This is a genomic window from Heliophilum fasciatum, from assembly GCF_004341395.1.
In the GTDB taxonomy this organism is placed as follows: domain Bacteria; phylum Bacillota; class Desulfitobacteriia; order Heliobacteriales; family Heliobacteriaceae; genus Heliophilum; species Heliophilum fasciatum.
In genome coordinates this window covers 1-1,088 of record NZ_SLXT01000071.1, presented here as the reverse complement: position 1 = coordinate 1,088, position 1,088 = coordinate 1, and the positions used below count along the sequence as shown (strand labels likewise).

General features: G+C 46.0%; 1 protein-coding gene. It reads right to left on the bottom strand.

Features of this window, described 5'->3' with window-relative positions:
* Window positions 1–167: 167 nt before the first annotated feature.
* A partial coding sequence (locus tag EDD73_RS14725) for a reverse transcriptase domain-containing protein (protein ID WP_131921199.1) occupies window positions 168–1,088 on the bottom strand: 921 nt, incomplete at its 5' end.

Genomic DNA, 1,088 nt, shown 5'->3' with positions numbered 1-1,088 from the left:
GGTCGAGTAGATGGGCTCCTCTCTTGCTTTAGGAGCAGGTTTGTGTTCCCTGTTTCTCTCCGTTTCCTCTGAGAGTGTCACAATATTTGCTCCATGACAAAATTGTCACCCACCCCTCACAGATCCGTGCGGGCGCAATTAACGCACACGGCTCCTCACAAGATGATTCACAATACGTAGTTTATATCCGGCCGGAGGTCATAGATGTTGACATGGATTTTCGGCGGCGGGAGTGGCTTGAACAAGAGAAGCATTTGAAACGTTTTCCAGTTATACGACCCTCGTTGGCTTCTCCGGTTTAGCCACTTGAATAGATTTTGCCGTACATGAAATAAGAATGATTCCAGTGCTTGACTATTATCCGTAATTCCATAATATCGGTAATAACCAATGAGTCTAATTTTCAGGGAATCGATCATGTCCCCCGCACGTTGATGCCGATTTTCTTTTATCCACTCCTTGATTTTGTGCAGGCTCGCCCTAAACTTCTTTACACTGGTCTTTCTCTTAACGCGGAATTTTCCTTTGCGGCTCTTGCTACAGTAATGAGTAAAACCTAGGAAATCGAATGTCTCCGGCTTCTTCAAGCCTCTTTTCCTCGCGTACTGCGTGGCATATCTTCCGAAATTAATGATTCGTGTTTTCTCCTCGGCCAGCTCCAAATTAAACTTCGCCAAACGCCGTATAACTTCTGCATAGTATCGCTTTGCATCTTCTTCATATTGGAAGACAGCGACAACATCGTCGGCATACCTGACCATATAGGCTTCGCCTTTACACTGTCTCCGCACCACTTTCTCGAACCATAAGTCAATGACGTAGTGCAAATAGACGTTGGCAATTATTGGGGATATGAGTCCACCTTGCGGGGTTCCTTCCTCGCTCTCCTTGAAGACGCCTTTTTCCATGATTCCCGCTTTTAGAAACCGACCGATGAGTTTGAGCAACTTTGGGTCAGCGATGCGGTGCGCCAAGAACTTCATCATCCATGTGTGACTCACATGGTCGAAGAAACCTCGGATATCTGCATCAACGATGTAATGAACTCTTCGCCTTTCGAGATAATAGTTGAGGATTTTCAGCGCATC